This is a genomic window from Lysobacter sp. Hz25 (assembly GCF_046097045.1).
Classification (GTDB): Bacteria; Pseudomonadota; Gammaproteobacteria; order Xanthomonadales; family Xanthomonadaceae; genus Lysobacter; species Lysobacter antibioticus_B.
Genome location: NZ_CP175666.1, coordinates 4751082 through 4765876 on the forward strand (window position 1 = coordinate 4751082; position 14795 = coordinate 4765876).

The following is a 14795-nucleotide window of genomic DNA, read 5'->3' on the forward strand; positions in this document are numbered from 1 at the left end:
GTTTCAATCCCCTCGCAGCGCTTCCATCTGGCGCCGCTCGTATTCGATCTTGAACTTCTCGCGCAGCAGGCCGCCCGGATCGTCGGGGACGCGCTTGAGCCAGGCTTCGTTGGCGAGCCGGCGTTCGCGCTCGACCGGTGTTTCCTGCCCGGGCTTGCGCCCGGCAGCAGGCTGCTGTGCAGGGTCCTTGCCCTGGCGCGCAAGTTCGCGCTGCATGCGTTCGCGCTGGGCCGCATCGGCCTTGCGCTGGGCTTCGCGGTCGGACGGCTTGGATTCGCCGCCGGGCTTCGGCTGGGATTGGGCGGGGTCGCCGGAGTCCTGCGAGGGCTTGGGCGGCGCCGGCTTCGGCGACGCCGGCTGCGGCTGCCCGCCCTGCTGCCCGCCCTGCTGCGCATCCTGGCCTTGGCTGTCGTTCTGACCGCTCTTGCCGTCCTGCGATTTCGAGTTCTTGCCGTCGCCGCCGCCCTTCGGCGGCGGCGGGCGCTTCATCGCCGCTGCGACCGCGCGTTTGTTGGCCAGGGCGTCGGCCATGCCGGGCTGCAGCTTGAGCGCGCGATCGTAGGCCGCGATGGCGTCCGGATAACGCCCCTGGCGCGCCAGCGCGTTGCCGAGGTTGTACTGCGCATCGGCGCCTTGGGCGCGCTGATAGAGCTCGCCGGCACGCTCGAACTCGCCCTTGCGGTAGGCCTGGGTGCCTTCGCGCATGCGTTCGTGCGCGGCCTGATCCGGGCGCTGCCACAGGCCCTGCGCTTGCGCCGGCTGCATCGCCGGCCAGCACAGGCAGATCAGCACGACCGCGGCCACGCCGCTGCGGCGGCGGAACGCGAACAAGGCCAGCAGCATCAACAGCGGCAACAGCCAATAGCCGTTGTCTTCGCGGGCCAGGCTCTTCTCGCCGCGCGCGCTGCCGGCATCGGACACCTCCGGCGCCAGCAACCGCAGCGTCCGCAAGTCTTCATCGCCGCGGCCGATGCTCGCGTAACGGCCCTCGCCGTCGGCGGCGAGTGCGCGCAGCGAGTCGGCATCCAGCTTGACGCTGACGATGCTGCCGTCGGGACGCTGGAACGGGGTCGCGGTTTCGCCGCCCAGGCCCAGTACCGAGACGCGATAACCGCGATCGGCCGCCTGCGCCGCGGCGCGGCGCGCGGCCGCGTCGGCGCGGTCGGTCATCAACACGATTTCGCCACGTTCGAAACCGGCCTGGGCGAGCAGGCGCGCGGACCATTCGATGGCGCGGTCGCCGCGCTGGCCGTCGCCCGGCATGACATCGGGCGACAGCGCATCCAGGAACACCGCGACGTTGCGCGCGTCGTCGGTCAGCGGCGCCACCGTATAGGCATCGTCGGCGTATACGACCAAGCCGACCTGGCCGCCATCGCGCAGCTTCAACAGGGTCGCGAGCTTGGCCCGCGCCTGCGCCAGCCGCGTCGGCGGCAGGTCGCCGGCCAGGGTTCGGCTCGACAGGTCCAGCGCGATCACCAAGGGCGTGCTGCCCTGCCACAAGGGCTGCTCGCTCTGGCGCCAGCTCGGCCCGCTCAGCGCCAACACCGCCAGCGCATAGGCGAACACCGCCGTCGCCGCGGCGAAACGCGAACGACGGCCGTCGCGGCCGTCGAGCAGATGCGGCAGCAGATGTGGATCGACCGCGCTACGCCACACGCTGCTGCGATTGCGGCGCCGGCGCCATACCCACGCCAACAACGGCAGCGCCAGCAAGGCCCATAGCCAATGCGGACGCAAGAACTGCAAGGGCGCCAGATTCTGCAGCCACAGCGACGGGTTCATGCCGGCCTCCGTCGCGGCCACGCGAAGGCCAACAGGGCCAGCCCGAACGCGCCCGCCAACGGCCAGACGTAGCGCTCGATGCGCGGCCGCACCGCTTTACCGGGGCGCTGCACCGGTTCGATGCGGTCGATCTCGGCATAGATGCCGGCCAGCTCGGCGGTGTCGCGGGCGCGGAAGAAACGCCCGCCGGTGGTCTGGGCGATGGCGCGCAACGAGGTTTCGTCGAGCGGGTCGCCGCCCGGCACCGCGATCTTGAAACCGAACAGAGACAAGGAACCGTCGCCGCCGAAGGCGATGGTGTGGATGCGCACCTGATGATCGCGCGCGAGTTCGGCGGCCTTGTTCGGATCGAGTGCACCGGCGGTGTTGACGCCGTCGGTCAACAGGATCAGCACGCGCTGCCCCGAAGGCTGTTCGCGCAAGCGCTTGACCGCCAGGCCGACCGCGTCGCCGATCGCGGTTTCCTGCCCGGCCAGGCCGACCACGCTGTCCTTGAGCTGGTCGCGCACGGTGTCGCGATCCAGGGTCAGGGGCGTAAGCACGTAAGCTCGGCGCCCGAACACGATCAAGCCGATGCGATCGCCGACGCGGCGATCGAGGAAGTCGGCGAGTACCGCCTTGGCGGCGGTGAGGCGGTCGACCGGCGCATCGTTCAGGGCCATGTCCGGTTCGCTCATGCTGCCCGACAGGTCGAGCGCAAGCATCATGTCGCGGCCGATCTGCGGCGGCTGCACCGCTTCGCCGAGTTGCTGCGGGCGCGCCGCGGCGATGCACAACAAGGCCCAGGCCAACCACAGCAACCAACCCGCACCGCCGCCGCGCAGGCTGCGCCCGCCCACTGCGGCGATCGCATCCAGGCGTTCGCCGAACGGCACTTTGAGTGCGGCCGAGGCATCGCGCGCGGCCGGCAACAGCCAACGCGCAAGCAAAGGCAACGGCAGGGCCAACAGCCACCAGGGCCAGGCGAACAACTCGCGCCAATCGCTCAGCCAGGACATCAACGCGCCCCCATCCAACGCAGGAAGCGTTGCCGGGCGAGTTCGCGCAAGGCCGCGACCTGGGCCGGGTCGGCCTCGCGCCGATAGCCGCCGTCGAGCAACAGGCGCCCAGGGCCGTCGACGAAGTCGCTGCGCTTGCTGCCGCCATCGAGGAACTCCAGCCACTGCTCGCCCTGCAGGCGATCGGCCTGGCGATCGTGGCGGCGCGCGGCGCGGCGCAACAGCTCCGACATCGCCGCGACTTCGGCCGCCGGCGTGGCGGCGGCTTCGAGCGCGTGGTCGAAGACCCGCGCGATATCGCGCCGCCGCCGTTGCCGGCGACGCTGCCAGACATATACCGACAGCGCGACGATCGCGACCACGGCGATCAGCAGCCACCAGCCCGGCGCCAGCGGCCACAGGGACGGCGCATCCGGTTGGTGGACATCGCGCAGCGGCAGGGTCGCATCCATCACGCCACCAAGGGCCGCGAACGGCCCAGCAACGGTAACCACGATTCGCTCGGCGCCTCGGTCGACAAGGCCTGCACGCGCACCCCGCGCGCCGGCAGTTTCTCCAGGGCGAGCTGGACCGGCGCGACGAACTGGTCGTGCCAACGCTTACGCTGCGCATCGATGCCGAGATCGAGTTCGACCCGCTGGCCGTCGCGGCTGAACGGCAACGCCGTCTGCGGCGGCTGGGTTTCGATCGGATCGGTCAGCAGCAGCACGATCACTTCATGATGTTGGGCGAGCACCGGCCAGCGGCGCTGCGGCAAGGCCGCGATGCTGGCCGGGTCGGCGAGCACGATCAGGCGCGAACCCGGCCGCAACAAGCGCGCGGCGTGATCGAGCGCGACCTCCAGGCCGGCATCGTCGGCTGGCGGCTGCGCATACCAGCGCACCATCGCATCGAGCACGCGCAAGGCGCCGCGCGGGCCTGAAGCCGGCGTCACCGGCGGCTCGCGCAGGCTGCCGCGCAGCGCGGCGATGCGGTCGCCGTCGCGCGCCGCGGCCCAGGCCGCGACCGCACCCGCGCGCGCGGCCTGCACTGATTTGAAGCGTACGCGGGTGCCGAAATACAGCGAAGGCGCGGTGTCGGCGACGATCAAGGTCAAGCGCTCGCGCTCGGCCTGGAACAGTTTGGTATGCGCGCGGCCGGTGCGTGCGGTCAGGCGCCAATCGATATGACGCGCATCGTCGCCGTGCGAGTACTCGCGCGACTCCGCATATTCCATGCCGCGCCCGCGCAGCGGCGACAAGGCCTGCCCGCTGACGCCGTGACGGCCCAGGCGCGCACTGCGGCGCCCGCTGACCAACGCGCGCAGCGCGACCAGTTCCGCCAGACCCGGAACGATGCCTTCGCTCATCGGCCCATTCCGCTTGCGCGCATGTCGCCGTTACGAATCCCGGATCCCGATTCGCGAATCGCGGCCCTCAAGGCAACGGCACCTTCTTGAGCAATTCCCCGAGCAGGCGGTCGCCGTCCCAGCCTTCGGCGGTGGCCTCGTAGCTCGGCAGGATGCGGTGACGCAGCACCTCCGGAGCGATCGCACGCACGTCGTCGGGAGTGACGAAATCGCGACCGGCCAGCCAGGCGTGCGCGCGGGCGCAACGTTCCAAGGCGATCGAGCCGCGCGGGCTGGCGCCCCAGGCGATGCGTCGCGCCAGCGCGGCGTCGTAGCGCGCGGCATCGCGCGAGGCCAGCACGATCTCGATCAGGTAACGCTCGACCGCCGGCGCCACGTGCAGATCGAGCACGGCCGCGCGCGCGGCGAACACGTCGGCCTGCGGCATTTTCTCGACCGGCGTGGTCACGGTCTGCAAGGTCTGGCGCGCGCGTTCGCGGGCCAGGCGCAGGATCTCGGTTTCCGCGGCGGCTTCCGGATAGCCGATGCGCACATGCATCAGGAAGCGGTCGAGCTGCGCTTCCGGCAAGGGGAAGGTGCCCTCCTGCTCGATCGGGTTCTGCGTGGCCATGACCAGAAACAACGGCGGCAAGGCATAGGTCGCACGGCCGACCGTGACCTGGCGCTCGCCCATGGCCTCGAGCAGCGCCGACTGGACCTTGGCCGGCGCGCGGTTGATTTCGTCGGCGAGCAGGATCGGGTGGAAGATCGGCCCGGCCTGGAACTCGAAGCGGCCCTCTTGCGGGCGCCAGACTTCGGTGCCGGTCAGATCGGCCGGCAGCAGGTCGGGCGTGAACTGGACACGGGCGAAATCGGCTTCCAGACGCGAGGCCAGGGCACGCACCGCACTGGTCTTGGCCAGGCCCGGCGCGCCCTCGACCAGCAGATGGCCGTCGGCGAGCAAGGCGATCAACAGCCGTTCGATCAGTTCGGCCTGGCCGACGATCTCCAGCGCGAGCGCATCGCGCAGGGCGCGGAAAGCGTCGTGCAGGCGCGCGGTCTCGGCGCCGGCCTGCGCGGGAACGGTGTCACGGGTGCGTTCGAGGCTGCTGTCCATCCGGTATCCAATGACGATCAAAGGCGAGATCAGGTCGATTTTGACCGAAGTTCGCCATCGGGGTTCAAAAAGCGCGACAAATGCATCGAACCGCGGCCGTCGCGAACGCGGTTTGGCCGCGGCAAATCCATGCGATGCACGACGCAAGTGCTTGATTGGCGCCGCTTAACACCGGCCGCGGCGGTCTTCGTGCGAGGCTTCGAAATCGACCGCGGCCGGGCGCGCTCCCGGCCGTCATTCAGCTTGTGCGAACCACGGGCAGAAATGCAAAGAGGGCCCGAAGGCCCTCTTTGCGATGCGACTGATGTGTCCGCCCGTCCCCGGGTCGGACGCTCGACGCGGTGGATCAGCGCTGAGTCACCTTCATCACCTTGGGGGTGACGAAGATCAACAGCTCGGCCTTCTCCTTGCTGCGGCTCTTCTTCTTGAACAGATTGCCGAGGAAGGGGATGTCGGCCAGGAACGGCACCTTGGACAGGTCGGTGCGATCGCGGAACTCGTAGACGCCGCCGATCACGACGGTCTGACCGTCTTCGACCAGCACCGCGGTGTTGATGTTGCGCTTGTTGATCTGCGGCACCTGACCGATCGAGGTGTCGACGAAGCCCTCGATCTCGTCCTTCTTCACGTTCATGTTGAGGAAGACGCGGCCGTCGTTGGTGATGGTCGGATTGACCTTCATCTCCATCAGCACGTCCTTGAACTGGACGTTCGGGATCGGGATGCTGTTGCCGCCCTGCTGCGGGGAGATCGTCACGTAGCCGACTTCCTGGCCCTGGCTGATCACCGCTTCGCGCTGATTGCTGGTGACCACGCGCGGGTTGGAGACCACTTCGCCGCGACCTTCGGTCTGCATCGCGGTGAATTCCATGTCCAGGTTGACGTACTTGCCGAGGATCGTGAAGGCAAGCGCGCCGGCCGGATTGGCGATGCCGACGTTGCTGTTGAGGCTGGCCGGGAACAGGAAGGCCGGATTGGTCATCGTCTGCAGCAGCGAACGAGCCTGGTCCAGCAACGAGGTGGCCTTGGCCGGATCCGAGACGCGGAACAGATCGGCGTCGGCGGTCAGCTTGCTGGCCTGGTCGCGGATCAGCGCGTTCTTGGCGGTGGTGTTGCGATAGTTGTTGATGCTCTCCAGCGTGCCGCTGGTGATCACGTCGCCCTTCTGGCCGGAGACGCCGAAACGCGCGCCGAGGTCGCGGGCGAAGCTTTCGGTGGCGATGACGATGCGGGCCTCGATCAGGACCTGGTCGACCGGACGGTCGATGACCCGGATCAGTTCCTTCATCTGCACGACTTTCTTCGGAATGTCGCTGATCATCAGGGTGTTGGTGCGTTCGTCGGCGACCAGGCGGCCGCGCGGCGAAAGGAAGCCGTTTTCGTTGCTGGTACCGCCACCTTCTCCACCGCCGCTGCTACCGCCGCCGCCGATGCCTTTGGCCTCGGTCAGCGCCTTATAGATCTGCGCGGCGTTGTGGTAGTTGATCTGGATGTATTCGGTGGTCAGGTCGACGCGGTTGTCGAGAGCGATGCGCGCGTCTTCGCGGTCCTGCTCGTACTTGGCGACCTCGGCCTGCGGGGCGACCCAGACCACGTTGCCGCTGCGGCGCTTGTCCAGGCCCTTGGCCTGCAGGACGATGTCGAGCGCCTGATCCCACGGCACGTTGACCAGGCGCAGGGTGACGTTGCCCTGCACGGTGTCGGCCGCGACGATGTTGAGGTTGGACTCTTCGGCCACCAACTGCAGCACGGTGCGCACCGGCACGTCCTGGAAGTTGAAGGTCACCGGACGGCCGGAGTAAGAACGGACCACGCCGGGCTGAGTGGAGCCAGTGCTGCTGCCCGCTGCGCTCGCCGCCGACTTGGCGCCGGCCGCACCGACCGCGCGATTGCCCGTCGCCGCCGTGCGCGGCACGACCTCGACGATGTACTCGCGGCCGGTCTGGTAGGCCATGGTGTCGTAGGCACCGCTGGTGTTGAGCACCAACTGGGTCCCGGTGCCGCTGGTGCGCGCTTCGACGCGCTGCACCGGCGTGGCGAAGTCGCTGACGTTGAGCGGACGCTGCAACGAAGCGGGAAGTTGCGCATTGCCGACGTTGACCAGGACTTCGGAGCCCTGGTTACGCAGGTCCGGCAGGGCGCCGTCGCCGTTGAAACGCACGATCAGCTTGCCGGAGCCGCCGTCGCCGCGCTTGAAGTCGATGTTGGCCACCGAGATCGTGCCCGGCAATTGCTTGCTCGGGTCGTTGCTCGGCGTCGGCGCGACTTGCACCGTGGGTGCCTGGACAGCGGGTGCCGTCGTCGCAGCCGCAGGCGGCGCCGCGTGGACGGCGCTGATGCCAGCCAGCAGGCCGACGACGAGTCCGGCCATGCGCGGACCGGAAGCCATGGGGCGTCGAGCCGACGGCATGGATTTGGCGTTGAGTACGATCATCATGCTATCCCCTAATCATTGATCTTCGAGCGCCACGGAAGCTGGACGTTCCAGCCAACCGCCTGCGCCGTCCGGCACCAGTTCCACCAAGTCGATGCGCTCCTCAGTCACGGCGGTCACACGACCGTCGTTCTGCCCCATGTACGCACCGGGTCGAACACGATAAGTCACTTTGTCGGGCGCCATCACCAGCGCCACCGTACCGCTACCGCGGCCGAGCGTGCCGACCATGTCCAGAGCGTCGAGCGGAAACTGTTCGAGCAACTGCTTGCGCCGCACCTTGTCCGGACGCAGGCCGGAGCCGTCGTCTTCGTCGGTGAAGGCGGTGCTGAACGGATCGCGCAGGTCCTGCGCGGCGTATTCGAAGGTCTCGAACTGTTGCATGACCGGCAGCGGGTCCAGCGGCGGCGCGGGCTTGGCCTTGACCTCGGCGACCCACTTCTCGAGATTGGGCGCGTCGCCCGGCGTGCTCGAGATGCTGCGGAAGCAACCGCTGACGACCAGCGCCATGGCGATGGCGCACAGGCCGCCGACGAAGGAACGATTGAGAACGAAGCGTGCGCGCATCTCAGCTGCCCTCCTTCTTGTTCGCGCCGTCGCTGTTGCCAGCCGCGTCTTCAGCCGCCGGAGTCTGCGCAGCCATCTCTTCCTCGTCCAGATAGCGGTAGGTCTTGACCGTACCGGCCAATTCCAGCGGGCTGTTCGGCGTGATGCCGCCGACCGCGTCCTTGTTGTTCTTGCCCTTGGGCTTCAGCGAGATGTCGTGCATGGTCATGATGACCACGCGCGGCAGCGACGCCACGCCGCTGACGAAGGCGCCGAACTGGTGGTAGGTGCCCACCATGCGCAGAGCGATCGGCTTCTCGGCGTAGAACTCCTTCGGGACTTCGGCGCCGGGCTGGAACAACTCGTTGGCGATGCCGGTGGCCAGGGCCGTCTGCGAGATGTCGACGATCAGGTCGGGCATCTCGGTCTTGCTCGGCAACTGACGCAGCATCTGCTGGAGCTGCTGTTCCATCTGCACGAGCTGCTGCTTGAGCGGCTCCAGGTTGGCGGCCCGGCCCTGCTTGGTCTCGAAGGTGGTACGCAGATCGGTCTCTTTGCGCTCCAGGCCTTCAAGTTCGGTGCGCTTGTCGCTGACGAACAGCCACCAGGCCAGGCCGATGATCACCACGCCGACGAGGCCGCAGAAAATGATCTGGGCCCGACGCGGCCAGCCGCCGATGTTGTTGATGTCGAGGTTCTTCATAGAAGCCTTTCTGCTCACGACGCGGCTCCTGTCTTGGTGGGCGCCGACGCGGGCTTGGCCGGCGCGGCAGCAGGCTTGGCGGCTTCAGCAGCCGGCTTGACGGCCGGTTGCGCGGCCCCGGCAGGCGCGGCGGCCGGCGGCGTGGCACCCGGTGCCGGCGCTGCGGCGGCCGCAGGCGCGGTCCCGGCAGCGGCTACGTCCGCGGCCTCGGCCGAAACGACCGGCTCATCGGGAACACCGTCGCCGTCCTCGTCCTTCGGCGCGTTCGGATTCGCCAGTTTGACCTGGAGCTTGAACTCGTACGGCAGGCCCTTCTCGTCACCCTTGGCTTCGATGATGCTCAAGTCGGGCTTGGTCATCCAGCCGGAGGTTTCCAGAGTACGCATGTAGGTACTGACGCGGGCGTTGGACTGGGCCCGGCCTTCGAGCGTCAACGTTTCCGCATCCTGCTTGATCGCGGTGAGCACTGCGCCATCGGGGATGGTGCGCACCAGCGAATCGAACAGATGGACCATCTGCGAACGGTTGGACTGCAGCTTTTCGATCACTTCCTTGCGGGCGAGCAGCTTGGCCTTCTTCTTGTCGAGCTCTTCGATCTCGGTGATCTTCTTGTCGACCTCGGCGATCTGCGCTTCGAGGAAGGAATTACGCTTGCGTTGACCGCTGATTTCGCTGCTGTAATAGAAAACGATCAGCACCGAAAGCGCGACGGCGACCAGAGCCGACAGGCCGAGGATGGCGCCGAATTCTTTCTGACGTGCCTTGCGCCGTTCGGCGCGCCACGGGAGCAGGTTGATGCGTGCCATCAGTCGAAGCTCCTCAGGGCCAGGCCGCAGGCGATCATCAGCGCGGGGGCGTCCTGTGCGAGCGCATGCGCCTGGACGCGCGGTCCGAGGGTCATGTGCGCGAGCGGATTGGCCACCGTGGTCGGGACGCCGAGCTGTTCCTCGACCATCTCGGCGATGCGCGGAATCGAAGCGCCGCCGCCGGCCAGTACGATCTGGTCGACACGGTTGAATTCGCTGCCGGCGTAGAAGAACTGCAACAGGCGGCTGACCTGCTGGACCATCGCTTCCTTGAACGGCTCCAGCACCTCGGCCTGGTAGCTCTCGGGCAATCCGCCCTGGCGCTTGGCCAGACCGGCTTCCTCGTAGCTCAGTCCGTAGCGGCGCATGACCTCGTCGGTCAGCTGCTTGCCGCCGAAGACCTGCTCGCGGTGGTACAGACTGCGGCCGTTGCGCAGCACGTTGAGGGTGGTCATGGTCGCGCCGGAGTCGACCAGGGCGACCAGACCGTCGCGCGGGCTGCTCAGGGTGTCGGCCAGCAGCGCGAAGGCGTTCTCGATGGCGAACGCTTCCACGTCCATGACGCGGGGCGTCAGTCCGCCGAGTTCCAGCGCCGAAGCGCGAACCTCGACATTCTCCGAACGTGACGCCGCGAGCAATACCTGGACCATGTCCGGGCTGCCGGGCATCGGGCCGAGCACCTCGAAGTCGTGGTTCACCTCATCGATCGGGTACGGCACGTAGTTGGCCGCCTCCAGCTCGATCTGCGACTCCAACTCGTCCCCTTCCAGGTCGTTCGGCATGCCGATCACGCGGGTGATCACCGAGGAACCGGCGACGGCCGCAGCGGCATGCCTGACGCGGGTCCCCGACCTCGCGACCGCACGTTTGATCGCCTCGCCCACCGCCTCGACCTCGACGATGTTCTTCTCCACCACCGCATTGGGCGGCAGCGGTTCCACAGCATAGTGCTCAACGCGGTAGCGATTGCCGACTCGTGAGAGTTGCAACAGCTTCACCGCCGTCGAACTGATGTCCACGCCGACCAATGCCGGCTGGCTTTTCGTGATGAGTCCCACAGTTATCTCCCCATGCCACAAGCGCTTACGCGCACTTCGTGTGGCCCCGGCTTAGATAACGGACTTTTCACAGGCTGGCAACCACTTCTTTCACGATTGCCAACCCAGTCGTGCTTTTTTGACCCGCAACGTCACGTGACCCCCACCGTCAGTCTGTCGACTGCCTGTAAGACGGCGCAACACCGCGGGCCCTCCCCAGCCCGACTACCCGTCATCCCGTTCCGTGCCGATTGCCCCCAATCGCCCCCATCGCGGCCGCCCTGCGGCGCGTGGTCGCGCCACCACCCTACTCGCCCGAACCGGTTCCGTCGCCGACCGCCGGTCGGCTGGCGCCGAAACCGGGGCCGCCATCCGCGCTCCTCTATACTTGCCCGTCACGACCACCGACTCCGGAATCCGATTCGATGTCCCGTATTCGCCGTTGGCTGCGTTGGGCGCTCTATGCGTTCATCGGCGCAGTCCTGCTGGGCGCCATCGCGCTCGGCACCCTGTACTACCTGATCGTCCCCAAGCTTCCCGACGTCGAGACCCTGCGCACGGTCGAGCTGCAGGAGCCGATGTACGTCTATGCCCGCGACGGCCGCCTGATGGCGCTGTTCGGCGAGACCCGACGCTACCCGATCGCCATCGAGGACGTGCCCGAGCGGCTCAAGCAGGCGTTCATCGCGATCGAGGACGCCCGCTTCTATAAGCACCACGGCATCGACTACAAGGGTATCGGCCGGGCGATCTGGCTGCTGGCGACCACCGACGACAAGCGCGTCCCGGGCGGCTCGACCATCACCCAGCAGGTCGCGCGCCAGTTCTTCCTGAGCTCGGAATACAGCTACAAGCGCAAGCTCGGCGAGATGCTGCTGGCCATGCGCATGGAGCGCGAGCTCAGCAAGGACGAGATCTTCGAGCTGTACTTGAACAAGAGCTTCTTCGGCAACCGCGCCTACGGCGTCGGCGCCGCGGCCGAGTTCTACTACGGCAAGAAGATGAGCGAGCTCTCGCTCGACGAGATGGCCTCGTTGGCCGGCATCCCGAAGTTCCCGTCCAGCGGCAACCCGCTCAGCAATCCCGACCGCGCCAAGTTGCGCCGCGACTACATCCTCGACCGCATGGCCGAGCAGCGTTTCATCAGCGCCGACGAAGCCGCGCAGGCCAAGGCCGTGCCGATGCACGCCAGCCCGCACGAGCGCCCGGTCGAGGTCTACGCGCCCTACGTGGCCGAGATGGTGCGCCAGGAAATGATCGCCCGCTACGGCGCCGAGGCGCTGACCAAGGGCTATCACGTCACCACCACCATCGACCCGACTTTGCAGGTCGCCGCCGACAAGGCCGTGCGCGACGGGCTGTCGGTCTACGACCGCCGCCACGGCTGGCACGGGGTCGAGCAGCACTTCGACCTCGCCGCCGGCGAGGACGCCGCGACCGCGCGCCAGCGCCTGCGCGGCATCCCGGCCCAGGCCAATCTGTTGCCGGCGGTCGTGCTCGGCAGCAGCGGCGGCCAGGCCAACGTCGTGCTCGGCGACGGCACCGAGCTGACCCTCACCGAGAAGCAGGGCTTCGGCGGCCGCAGCCCCGGCAGCCTGGTCAAGCGCGGCGACGTGGTGCGCATCCAGCGCACCGAGACCGCGACGGAACCGGTAGCCGCTCCCGCCGCTCAAACCGGCACCGCGGCGGCCGCACCGGTCGTGCCCGCCGTGCCGGCCAAGCCGCCGGTGGTGAGCTACCGCCTCGACCAACTGCCGCAAGCGCAGGCCGCGCTGGTATCGCTGGAGCCCAGCAACGGCGCCTTGCGCGCGCTCTCCGGTGGTTACAGCTTCGCCGGCGCCAAGTTCAACCGCGCCACCCAGGCGCGCCGCCAGCCCGGCTCGAGCTTCAAGCCGTTCGTGTATGCGGCGGCGTTCGAACGCGGCTACAACCCGGCCTCGATCGTCCTCGACGCCCCGGTGGTGTTCAAGGATCGCCGCGGCCACCTGTGGCGCCCGCAGAACGACGGCGGTAACTTCGCCGGCCCGATGCGCGTGCGCGAAGCGATGGTGCAGTCGCGCAACCTGGTCTCGGTGCGCCTGCTCGACGCCATGGGCGTCGACTTCGCCCGCAAGTACATCAGCCACTTCGGCTTCGACCCGGAGCAGCTGCCGCCGAACCTGTCGATGTCGCTCGGCACCGCCTCGCTGACGCCGCTGTCGGTCGCACGAGGCTATTCGGTGTTCGCCAACGGCGGCTTCCGCATCACCCCGTGGTTCATCGACGAGGTCAAGGATCGCGCCGGCGCCGTGGTGTTCAAGGAAAAGCCGGCCACCGCCTGCCCCGAATGCGGCGGCCGCGGCGGCACCTCGGTCGCGGTGCAGGCCAGCACGGTGGTCGACGGTTTCGACCTGGGCCCGGCCGGCGGCACCGGCGACACGGCCAAGCCCGACCCGAAGAAGCCCGATCCGAAGGCCAAGAAGGCCGAGGACAAGCCGGCCGCGCCGAAGAAGGAACTGACTGCGGCCGAGAAGGCGAGCATGAACCTGGCGCCGCGCGCGATCGACGACCGCATCGCCTACCAGATCGTTTCGATGCTGCGCGACGTGGTCAAGCGCGGCACCGGCACCGCGGCCAAAGTGCTCGGCCGCGAGGACGTCGGCGGCAAGACCGGTTCGACCAACGACCACCGCGACGCCTGGTTCTCCGGTTTCGGCGGCCCTTACGTCACCACGGTCTGGGTGGGCCGCGACAACTACAAGTCGCTGGGTTACCGCGAATACGGCGGCAAGGCCGCCCTACCGATCTGGATCGACTACATGCGGGTGGCGTTGAAGGATCAGCCGCTTGCCGTCAACGAGCCGCCGCAGGGCATGGTCAAGGTCTCCGTCGCCGGCAACGGCGCGCTGATTCCCGACGGCGCCGGCGGCGTGATCGAGTGGGTCAAGGCCGAAGACCTCGAACGCATGCAGACCTACACCGATTACGGCAACGAAGAATCCGCGCCGTCGGAAGAGTCCTACGACATCTTCTGATCGCCTGTCCCAGGCAAGGCCCCGGCCAGGGCCGCACGCAGCGCGTGCGGCCTTTTCTTGCGCCATCGCGCGGCTCGGATCGTCCGCGCCTGGCCTGGCGTCTTGCCCGGTCGCGTTTGCCAGGTCGTATCTTGCTGAATCAGGCGCCTCGCGCCCTGCCGCGGCGACGGCGAGCCGCATGGACATTGCCCTGACCGACGAACGTGCTAGGTTTGGTCATGCCAGCCCTACCCGGCCGCGGCGAGCGCCCTCGCCGTGACGTGCCAGCCCGGAGGTCGAGATGCACCAGGCCCGACAGCACGCACATCAGCATGCGCAGACCCGCATTCGCGAGCGTCGCCATCGCCTCGCCCACGAAGCGGCCCGCCTGATCGCCGAGAGCGGCATCCGCGACTACCACCAGGCCAAGCTCAAGGCCGCCGAACGCCTGGGCATCTTCGACGACGCTTCGCTGCCGCGTAACCGCGAGATCGAGGACGCCTTGCGCGAGTATCAGCGCCTGTTCCAGCGCGACAACCTCAACGGCCTGCGCCAACGCCGCGAGGCCGCGCTGCGCGCGCTCGAGTTCTTCGCCGAGTTCGAGCCGCGCCTGGTCGGCCCGGTGCTGGACGGCACCGCCGACGCACGCAGCCCGGTCGCCCTGCACCTGTACAGCGACGATGCCGAGGCCGTGTCGATGTTCCTGGATCACCATCTGATCCCAGCCGAAGCCCGCGAACGCCGCTTGCGCCTGGACCGCGAACGCAGCGAAGACTTCCCGGTGTGGGTGTTCGGTGCCGAGGACCTGACCTTCGACCTGACCGTACTGCCGCTCGACGTGCTGCGCCAGGCGCCGTTGTCGAACGTCGACGAGAAGCCGATGAAACGCGCCTCGGCGGCGCAGTTGCGGCAGTTGCTGGCCGACGAGGAAATTTCCGACTTCGAGCGAGGATAGCGGGCCCTGGCGCGGATACCGCTGCGGGCAGAGCCCTCCGGCCCGCCTCGGCCACAGAACGCCTGAGCAGGCGGCCCGGTCATCGCCGTGCGCC

General features: G+C 68.2%; 12 protein-coding genes. 2 read left to right on the forward strand and 10 right to left on the reverse strand.

Features of this window, described 5'->3' with window-relative positions; all coding sequences use genetic code 11:
• Nucleotides 1-3: 3 nt before the first annotated feature.
• The 10 genes from ACKN61_RS19550 to ACKN61_RS19595 form a co-directional block, all read right to left on the reverse strand.
• Nucleotides 4-1785: a VWA domain-containing protein gene (locus ACKN61_RS19550; protein ID WP_408950870.1), complete on the reverse strand. Its 1782-nt coding sequence runs from the start codon at nt 1783-1785 to the stop codon at nt 4-6.
• Nucleotides 1782-2783, reverse strand: a complete 1002-nt coding sequence (locus ACKN61_RS19555; protein WP_408950871.1) for a vWA domain-containing protein — start codon at nt 2781-2783, stop codon at nt 1782-1784. Before ACKN61_RS19555 ends, ACKN61_RS19550 begins: the two co-directional genes overlap by 4 nt.
• Nucleotides 2783-3238: a DUF4381 domain-containing protein gene (locus tag ACKN61_RS19560; RefSeq protein ID WP_408950872.1), complete on the reverse strand. Its 456-nt coding sequence runs from the start codon at nt 3236-3238 to the stop codon at nt 2783-2785. Before ACKN61_RS19560 ends, ACKN61_RS19555 begins: the two co-directional genes overlap by 1 nt.
• Nucleotides 3235-4131: a DUF58 domain-containing protein gene (locus tag ACKN61_RS19565; RefSeq protein WP_408950873.1), complete on the reverse strand. Its 897-nt coding sequence runs from the start codon at nt 4129-4131 to the stop codon at nt 3235-3237. Before ACKN61_RS19565 ends, ACKN61_RS19560 begins: the two co-directional genes overlap by 4 nt.
• 67 nt (nt 4132-4198) lie before the next feature.
• Nucleotides 4199-5227 carry an AAA family ATPase gene (locus ACKN61_RS19570; RefSeq protein WP_408950874.1) on the reverse strand — a complete coding sequence of 343 codons (1029 nt, stop codon included), beginning with the start codon at nt 5225-5227 and terminating at the stop codon, nt 4199-4201.
• A 346-nt stretch (nt 5228-5573) separates the two neighbouring features.
• Nucleotides 5574-7661: a type IV pilus secretin PilQ gene (locus tag ACKN61_RS19575; protein ID WP_408953871.1), complete on the reverse strand. Its 2088-nt coding sequence runs from the start codon at nt 7659-7661 to the stop codon at nt 5574-5576.
• Between the two features lie 15 nt (nt 7662-7676).
• Nucleotides 7677-8228: a pilus assembly protein PilP gene (locus tag ACKN61_RS19580; protein WP_408950875.1), complete on the reverse strand. Its 552-nt coding sequence runs from the start codon at nt 8226-8228 to the stop codon at nt 7677-7679.
• Between the two features lies 1 nt (nt 8229).
• Nucleotides 8230-8910, reverse strand: coding sequence for a type 4a pilus biogenesis protein PilO (locus ACKN61_RS19585; RefSeq protein ID WP_408950876.1), 681 nt, complete (start codon nt 8908-8910; stop codon nt 8230-8232).
• A 14-nt stretch (nt 8911-8924) separates the two neighbouring features.
• Nucleotides 8925-9716: a PilN domain-containing protein gene (locus ACKN61_RS19590; protein WP_408950877.1), complete on the reverse strand. Its 792-nt coding sequence runs from the start codon at nt 9714-9716 to the stop codon at nt 8925-8927.
• On the reverse strand, nt 9716-10774 hold the full coding sequence (locus ACKN61_RS19595; protein ID WP_031372629.1) for a pilus assembly protein PilM: 1059 nt from the start codon (nt 10772-10774) through the stop codon (nt 9716-9718). The genes ACKN61_RS19590 and ACKN61_RS19595 overlap by 1 nt, the downstream gene beginning before the upstream one ends.
• 404 nt (nt 10775-11178) lie before the next feature.
• Here ACKN61_RS19595 and ACKN61_RS19600 point away from each other — a divergent pair, with 404 nt between their 5' ends.
• Both ACKN61_RS19600 and ACKN61_RS19605 read left to right on the forward strand, forming a co-directional pair.
• Nucleotides 11179-13767 carry a penicillin-binding protein 1A gene (locus tag ACKN61_RS19600; RefSeq protein WP_408950878.1) on the forward strand — a complete coding sequence of 863 codons (2589 nt, stop codon included), beginning with the start codon at nt 11179-11181 and terminating at the stop codon, nt 13765-13767.
• Between the two features lie 280 nt (nt 13768-14047).
• Nucleotides 14048-14701: a hypothetical protein gene (locus ACKN61_RS19605; protein ID WP_408950879.1), complete on the forward strand. Its 654-nt coding sequence runs from the start codon at nt 14048-14050 to the stop codon at nt 14699-14701.
• Nucleotides 14702-14795 lie beyond the last annotated feature (94 nt).

What these genes read in the sequence shown, in the direction of transcription:
- ACKN61_RS19550 (WP_408950870.1), bottom strand. Translation starts at nt 1,785, where the DNA reads ATGAACCCGTCGCTGTGGCTGCAGAATCTGGCGCCCTTGCAGTTCTTG.
- ACKN61_RS19555 (WP_408950871.1), bottom strand. Translation starts at nt 2,783, where the DNA reads ATGTCCTGGCTGAGCGATTGGCGCGAGTTGTTCGCCTGGCCCTGGTGG.
- ACKN61_RS19565 (WP_408950873.1), bottom strand. Translation starts at nt 4,131, where the DNA reads ATGAGCGAAGGCATCGTTCCGGGTCTGGCGGAACTGGTCGCGCTGCGC.
- ACKN61_RS19570 (WP_408950874.1), bottom strand. Translation starts at nt 5,227, where the DNA reads ATGGACAGCAGCCTCGAACGCACCCGTGACACCGTTCCCGCGCAGGCC.
- ACKN61_RS19575 (WP_408953871.1), bottom strand. Translation starts at nt 7,661, where the DNA reads ATGATCGTACTCAACGCCAAATCCATGCCGTCGGCTCGACGCCCCATG.
- ACKN61_RS19580 (WP_408950875.1), bottom strand. Translation starts at nt 8,228, where the DNA reads ATGCGCGCACGCTTCGTTCTCAATCGTTCCTTCGTCGGCGGCCTGTGC.
- ACKN61_RS19585 (WP_408950876.1), bottom strand. Translation starts at nt 8,910, where the DNA reads ATGAAGAACCTCGACATCAACAACATCGGCGGCTGGCCGCGTCGGGCC.
- ACKN61_RS19590 (WP_408950877.1), bottom strand. Translation starts at nt 9,716, where the DNA reads ATGGCACGCATCAACCTGCTCCCGTGGCGCGCCGAACGGCGCAAGGCA.
- ACKN61_RS19600 (WP_408950878.1), top strand. Translation starts at nt 11,179, where the DNA reads ATGTCCCGTATTCGCCGTTGGCTGCGTTGGGCGCTCTATGCGTTCATC.
- ACKN61_RS19605 (WP_408950879.1), top strand. Translation starts at nt 14,048, where the DNA reads ATGCACCAGGCCCGACAGCACGCACATCAGCATGCGCAGACCCGCATT.